The sequence below is a fragment of the Heminiphilus faecis genome (assembly GCF_008728965.1).
In the GTDB taxonomy this organism is placed as follows: Bacteria; Bacteroidota; Bacteroidia; order Bacteroidales; family Muribaculaceae; genus Muribaculum; species Muribaculum faecis.
In genome coordinates this window covers 22,313-29,046 of sequence record NZ_VSMC01000032.1, presented here as the reverse complement: position 1 = coordinate 29,046, position 6,734 = coordinate 22,313, and the positions used below count along the sequence as shown (strand labels likewise).

The following is a 6,734-nucleotide window of genomic DNA, read 5'->3' as shown; positions in this document are numbered from 1 at the left end:
CCGTTCCTGACTACATTTTTAGACCCGCAGAAAAAGCATTTTTTTAACCATATCAATAATTATCTTCGCAAAGATAATTAAATCAATGGTTTACACGCAATCCATCACCCCAAATGTCCAACCTGCCGGATATGCCGAGATGATAGTTGTCGTATTTCAACCTCATGCCATAGGCTGGTTTATCGATACGCCTCCGTCCTCATTTTTCAACCTTGAAATATCAGGATTTGATATAGGTAACGGTGCTCTAAGCGGTCTTGCCTTGCGTATATTTGATTGTGTAGATAATTTTCGGTGTGTGCATATGATAGAAAATTGGTTGCTTGCTAAATTGTACAATGTCAATCTGCCGGATTATTACCGTATCGGAGCGACGGTCGCGAGACTTATGGAATATCCTTCAGCCAAGGTGACGGAACTTGCCGATGTCGCTTGTCTATGCAAGAAGCAGTTTGAGCGTGTGTTCGGCCGTTGTGTGGGGATGAGACCTAAAGAATATGCCCGTGTGGTCCGCTTTCAGAAATCGATGTGGCTTATGCAGAACGGACAATGCAATGATGCGGACATAGCATACGCAAGCGGCTTTGCCGATCAGTCGCATTTCATACGCGAGTTCAAGGCTTTCAGCGGACGGACGCCGGGACAATTACGAAATGAAGCCCGTCCTTATTCCGATCTGTTTACTGATCCGTTAACACAATCTATGAAGTGATTTATGTCAAAAAACATAATAATGTCCTTTTTATTCTATTCTGATAGGACTTTAACACGTAACTTTGCCCTAAAAACACAATGGTTAAAGAAATAAATCCGAGTGAAACATCACGTGCTTATGCCTACAATATGTGGATGAAGGCACCAATGCCTATGGTGACGTTTTTCAAAACTCTCGATGTGTCACGCCTGTTGAGGTTTAGCCGCCGGCGAAAAATGAAGTTCAACATGCTGATGTGTTATTGTATCGGGAAAGCGGCAAGTCAGATAGAGGAATTTCGCACGCTTCCGGTCGGTGATAGGTTATTGCGTTATGATACTCTGGCAGTCAATACGATTGTTCTGAACCGGCAAGGAGAGGTGAGTTCATGCGACATACCTTTTTCTACGGATCTGTATGCTTTTAATGCCGACTATCTACAGCTCACCCGTCAGGTGGCAGATACATGTGAGAACCATGACTTGTCTGAAGACAGTATGGTCATTGGCACTTCTGCTCTGGCGCGGTTTGATATTGACGGAGCTGTGGGAATGTACAGCGGCATCTTCAATAATCCGTTTTTGATATGGGGCAAATACCGCAAAAAGCTATTCAGGGCCACCTTGACTTTGTCTTTCCAATTTCACCACACGCAGATGGATGGTGCACACGCGGCCCGTTTTCTCGACCTTTTGCAGAAAGAGATGCGTATTATAATGCGCTCGGAATAAGCTGCGTACTATAAAACAAAAGCACTTACATCATCTGTAAGTGCTTGATTTTTAGTTGGTGGTCCCACTAGGAATTAAAATAGTGAATCTCATTGAATTTGGTTGAACATCGGCATTCAAACGGTAATATTCTATACACCTTGAATATCAGTATATTATATATTGATTTACATATTTGCAAATTGCGTCTCTATATCAAACAGACGCAAGTAGGTGCAAAAGATGTGGACAATCCGTGGACAGAAATTTGCGTGCGTGGACAAATTTGATTAATTTTGTACCATAACTTTTAACCCCCTCTCCTTATGGCTACAATCACAAGGTCTCTTTCCTCGAAAGTAAATGGCAACGGTGAGTCTGAAATCATGCTCCGTCTTAGCGTATCACGCGAATTGCGTCTGCGTCTCAGAAGCGGTGTATTTATCGAACCCTCCCGATTCAGGGACGGTAAATTTATCATGCCGCGTGCCGACCGCAAGACGCTTGCAAAATTACAAATTATCAGTGACAATCTCTCATCATTGGAGAGCAGATTGATCTCTCTCAGCGTAAACACCCCTGCAAATCAACTCAGCAAGGAATTCTTTGAGGATGCTATAATGCGTCACAATCATCCGGAATTGTTTGAGACGGTACCTGTCAGCCGCAGTTTCTTCGATACCTTCAATGAATATCTTGACACCACACAGGATGGTACAAAACTGTCAAGCCACTATAAAGTGTTGGCCCGGCTGTTGGATAGATATGAGAAATACAAGCGAAAATCAACCCGGCAGAAATTTCAGTTGACTCTCGAAGATTTTAACGGGGCGATGGTTGACGATTTCAAGCAGTTTGTCATTGATGAGCCCAGAATCTATGAGAAATATCCATCCATATATAAGGACGCATCAGATGTTGTGGAGACAAAGCGCAAGCCTCGCAAGCCGGAGCAGCGTGGCCACAATGCCGTAATTGCCATTATGAAACGGCTTCGTGCTTTCTTCAACTGGTGTGTGAAGCGTGGATACATCACTCGCACTCCGTTTGCCTCCTGCACAAGTATCGGCGCGGAGAAATATGGTGTGCCGTATTACATCACATTGGAGGAACGTGACAAAATTGCTGACCGCGATTTTTCATTCAAGAAATCGCTGGAGGTGCAACGCGATATTTTCATCTTCCAATGCCTTATCGGTTGCCGAGTGTCTGACCTTATGGAACTGACACCCGAAAACATTATCAATGGCGCGGTAGAGTATATGCCCAACAAGACAAAGGGAGAGCGACCGGAGGTTGTGCGTGTGCCACTGAACAGTCGTGCAAAGGCTCTTGTCAGGAAATACAAAGGAGTGGATGAGAAGGGTCGATTGTTCCCATTCATCAGCACACAGAAATACAATCAGGCAATCAAGGATATTTTTACACTTTGCGGTATCACACGTGTTGTCACTGTCCTCAATCCCAAGACCGGCGAAGAGGAGCGTAAACCGCTGAATGAAATAGCGAGCAGCCACATGGCACGGCGCACATTCGTCGGCAACCTCTATAAGAAGGTTAAAGACCCAAGCCTTGTCGGAGCATTGTCCGGTCACAAGGAAGGTAGCAAGGCCTTCGCCCGCTACCGAGACATCGACGAAGACATCAAGAAAGAATTGGTCAATCTCCTTGATTGACAGAGATTAATTTCTGAGAATCAGAATAATTTGCTAATTTTGCATATGGATAAGACAAAAGACACCCCATATATCGTAAGAGTTAAGGATTTCAGAATTGACTCTGATTACTCATCATGGCTTTCTGATATAATAAAGCGATATAGGGAGGCTCAGATAAAAGCGGCTCTAAAGGTTAATTATGAAAAATTGCAATTCAACTGGAGCATTGGACGTGACCTTGTAATACGGAAAGCAGAGGAACGTTGGGGCTCAGGAGTTGTTGAGCAACTTAGCTTTGACTTGCAAGATGCTTTCCCTAATGAAAAAGGATTCAGTAGCCGCAATATGTGGAGGATGAAACAATGGTATTTGTTTTTCTCCACATCTGAAGCATCCGAAAAACTGCCCCAACTTGGGGCAGAATTGCAAAATGCTGAAATCCAATCATTAATAAAGCTGCCACAGGTTGGGGCAGAATTGAACGAAGATAGTTTGCCAATGATTCTCGGACTTGTGCCATGGCGTCATCAGACAGACATTGTAACCGGATGCGAATCGTTAGACGAAGCCATTTTCTATCTAAAAGAATGCGTAACAAGAGGATGGAGCCGTCAAACGTTGGCAAATTCAATGAAGGCCAAATTATATGAGAAGCAAGGCAAAGCCATCTCAAACTTTCCAAAATACCTGCCGGAAGCGCAAAGCCGACTTGCGCAGGAAATTACTAAAGACAACTACGATTTCAGTTTTGTGACAGTCCCTGAGAATTATCAGGAAGAACAGTTGGAAACAGCTCTTGAGCAGAACATCACCCGTTTTCTTCTCGAACTTGGAACCGGATTTGCTTTTGTTGGTCGGCAGAAAGAGTTTATCGTCAATGGCCGTAGCCGACGTATTGATATGTTATTCTATCATATCAAACTGAAAGCATATGTGGTTGTAGAACTCAAAATAAGGCCATTTGAACCGGAATTTGCAGGTAAACTCAACTATTATGTAAGTGCAGTCGATGAATTATTGAAAGGACCCGATGATAATCCAACCATCGGATTGCTGATATGCAGTGACAAGGATGAGACTGAGGTACGTTGGGCGTTCAGGGGCGTACATACACCGATGGGTGTTGCCTCATACGATAATGTGAACACCGTGGACGATTCAAATCTATTACCTTCTGCGGAGGAGCTCCAAGCTCGGATAAAACTTCTGGAACAAGAAATAAACAATAAGGGGATAAATATAAGTTTCACTTCTGATGACACTGTATAATCCCAAAACTGCGACAACCTGTCGCAGCTTTTTGAACCAACATATTCTGCATTATTCGCATTTTATCTATGCAAAAAGATAAATAGCGGTTATTTGAATGCTTTACTTTTTCAGGATATGATATAGGATTTGGCCTACCGGGAGACCGATAGCTACCTTTTTGTTGATACGGTAGTAAGGGGTCACTATCGGTTCGGCTTTATATCTGTTAGTACCGACCTGTTGCACTGTCTGGGCTCCAGTCTGGACTCCCCATCGCTCATTGATCTGGAAGTCGAAATATCCTCCAAATGTGGAGCGTCCATAGTAGCCAATCATTGCCGGCGGCATTGGCATTCCGTTTGCCATTCGTGGAGGCTGCCCAAAATAATATTCACCGAAGATAGTTGCAGACAACCTCGGCGTAAATTGATACGAGATGCCCCCGTTAAGGCCGTATTGGGTATGGAGTCCGTTGAAATAGCCGTATTTGTTGACTATTCCACCTGTATGGAATCTAAAATTGCCGGCAGACTGATAGATACCGAACTCTTCGCTGTCTATCAGCATCAACCCCGGGAAAGACCTTGTGCTTCCGGAGGCAACAATCGCTCCGCTTTTCCATTGAAACAGACTTGACACTCCCGGAGTGAAAGGGAAAATAGGGATATGCAGGTCGAGAGGCTTAGCTAAAGTATATGGGAAAAGAGGGTGCACCGCCGGAGTATATTCAAAATGATACGGCCCTGTGTGTGTTGTTCCGGATACGCTGTCAGGCTTCACCGCTCCGTCCATACTGATACCCTCGAACTTGATATGTCCAAGTGAAACTGAATCATTTAATTCAGCCTGAGAGAAACATTCTGACGGTATAACCGCGATAAGTAATGCCCAAAGGTGCTTATGTTTCATAATTACTGAGTTTTAACGGTTAACATATAGCCGAAGCCTCGCTGGTTGATGATGCTGATGTTAGTGTCATGGCGGAAAGCACGGCGGAGTTTGTGTATATAGCCGTGGAGAGAGTTGCGGTTGCTGATCTCATCACGCCCCCAGACGGCAATCATCAGTTCGGAGGCATCAACGGTCTTGCCAATGTTTGAAGCCAACTTTTCCAATATTCGAGCCTCAATATTGGATATGACAAATTCTTTTCCATTGAAAATCAACAGTTGGTTTGTTGCATCGAATTTATAACTGCCAATTAAATATGCAATGCTCTCAGCATGGTTGTGGGTCTTATTACGAAGAAGAGCCTTTATTCTCACAAGTAGCTCACGAAGTTCAAACGGCTTTTTGAGATAGTCGTTTGCTCCGATGTCGAAACCTTCCTCGACATCGTCAATCGTGCTTTTGGCTGTTAGGAAAATAATGGGTACACTTGTGGAGATGCGTCGTATCTCCTTTGCCATAGCAAATCCGTCGAGCCGTGGCATCATCACATCAGCGACAATCAAGTCGGCAGTCTCGGTCTTGTATTTGGCAAGTCCTTCAATACCGTCGAATGCTGCAACAACATCGAAGCCCTGCTGACGCAGAGTGTCGCATACTATCAGCGAAAGGTCGCGCTCGTCCTCAACGAAAAGTATTTTAGCTTTCATGTCTGTCGAATTTAATTGTGAATACTGAACCGTGCCCCTCCTGACTTTTAACAGATATGCTCCAGCCCATCTTTTCAAGAATGTGTTTCACATAATAGAGGCCGATTCCATAGCCGCGCACATCTTGACGATTCCCGTGCGGCACACGGTAGAACTTATCAAAGATATAAGGCAAGCTCTTTGCCGGTATGCCTATGCCATTGTCTGCAACCTCTATGTTGTCAGCGTTTAACTTTATGTTGATTGCCACGGATTCGCCCGAATATTTGATTGCATTGTCAATCAGATTATTCAGCACATTCGATAGATGCGATTTGTCAGCCGTTACTGAGATATCACCCTCTGACCGCACCTCTATTGCAATTTCCTTATCGCCTCTCATTCTCTGTGCCTCCGCGATCTCATCGGCAAGTGCTGGCAAATCAATTTTCTCCGGCTTTAAGGTCATCGTTTTCCGACGTTCCATACTCATGGCGAGTATATTCTCTACAAGTTCGCCAAGGCGTTTGAGTTGCTTCATGGCTATTGTGAGATAAGCCCCTTTTTTCTCCGGGTCGTTGGAGGTATCGTAGTTGAGCAGAGCATCGTTGGCGGAGTAGGCAATGGAGATTGGTGTTTTTAACTCGTGGGTCATGTTACTGACGAAATCATCCTTCATTTCCTCGATGGTGCGCAATCGGGACACCGTTCGGAACAGATACCAGAATGCAGCGGCAAAAGAGAGCATTAGAAGGAATATGGAGACGATCACACCCATCATCTGAGAAAGGATATGGCGGGTAAGAGGGGTAATGTATGCTTTATAATAGACATCTTCGTTAGG

General features: G+C 44.4%; 7 protein-coding genes. 4 read left to right on the top strand and 3 right to left on the bottom strand.

Annotated elements, in window-relative coordinates; genetic code table 11:
- The first annotated feature begins 85 nt into the window (after positions 1 to 85).
- The 4 genes from FW767_RS11635 (at position 86) to FW767_RS11620 (ending at position 4,331) form a co-directional block, all read left to right on the top strand.
- On the top strand, positions 86 to 712 hold the full coding sequence (locus tag FW767_RS11635) for a helix-turn-helix domain-containing protein (RefSeq protein WP_121700120.1): 627 nt from the start codon (positions 86 to 88) through the stop codon (positions 710 to 712).
- A gap of 80 nt (positions 713 to 792) precedes the next feature.
- Positions 793 to 1,425, top strand: a complete 633-nt coding sequence (locus FW767_RS11630; protein ID WP_121700119.1) for a CatA-like O-acetyltransferase, family 2 — start codon at positions 793 to 795, stop codon at positions 1,423 to 1,425.
- 305 nt (positions 1,426 to 1,730) lie between these two features.
- Positions 1,731 to 3,080, top strand: a complete 1,350-nt coding sequence (locus FW767_RS11625; protein ID WP_121700118.1) for a site-specific integrase — start codon at positions 1,731 to 1,733, stop codon at positions 3,078 to 3,080.
- 45 nt (positions 3,081 to 3,125) lie between these two features.
- The gene (locus FW767_RS11620; RefSeq protein WP_121700117.1) at positions 3,126 to 4,331 is read left to right on the top strand and encodes a PDDEXK nuclease domain-containing protein; all 1,206 of its coding nucleotides are present in this window, start codon (positions 3,126 to 3,128) and stop codon (positions 4,329 to 4,331) included.
- A 102-nt stretch (positions 4,332 to 4,433) separates the two neighbouring features.
- On the opposite strand, the gene FW767_RS11615 is transcribed toward FW767_RS11620, so the two are convergent.
- From FW767_RS11615 to FW767_RS11605, 3 genes are read right to left on the bottom strand one after another with little or no spacing between them, the layout of a single operon-like run.
- Complete coding sequence (locus FW767_RS11615) at positions 4,434 to 5,222, bottom strand: hypothetical protein (protein ID WP_121700116.1); 789 nt, start codon at positions 5,220 to 5,222, stop codon at positions 4,434 to 4,436.
- Positions 5,223 to 5,224: 2 nt separating this feature from the next.
- On the bottom strand, positions 5,225 to 5,911 hold the full coding sequence (locus FW767_RS11610; protein WP_121700115.1) for a response regulator transcription factor: 687 nt from the start codon (positions 5,909 to 5,911) through the stop codon (positions 5,225 to 5,227).
- Positions 5,901 to 6,671 (bottom strand): sensor histidine kinase, encoded by a 771-nt coding sequence (locus tag FW767_RS11605; protein ID WP_121700114.1) that lies wholly within the window; start codon positions 6,669 to 6,671, stop codon positions 5,901 to 5,903. The genes FW767_RS11610 and FW767_RS11605 overlap by 11 nt, the downstream gene beginning before the upstream one ends.
- Positions 6,672 to 6,734 lie beyond the last annotated feature (63 nt).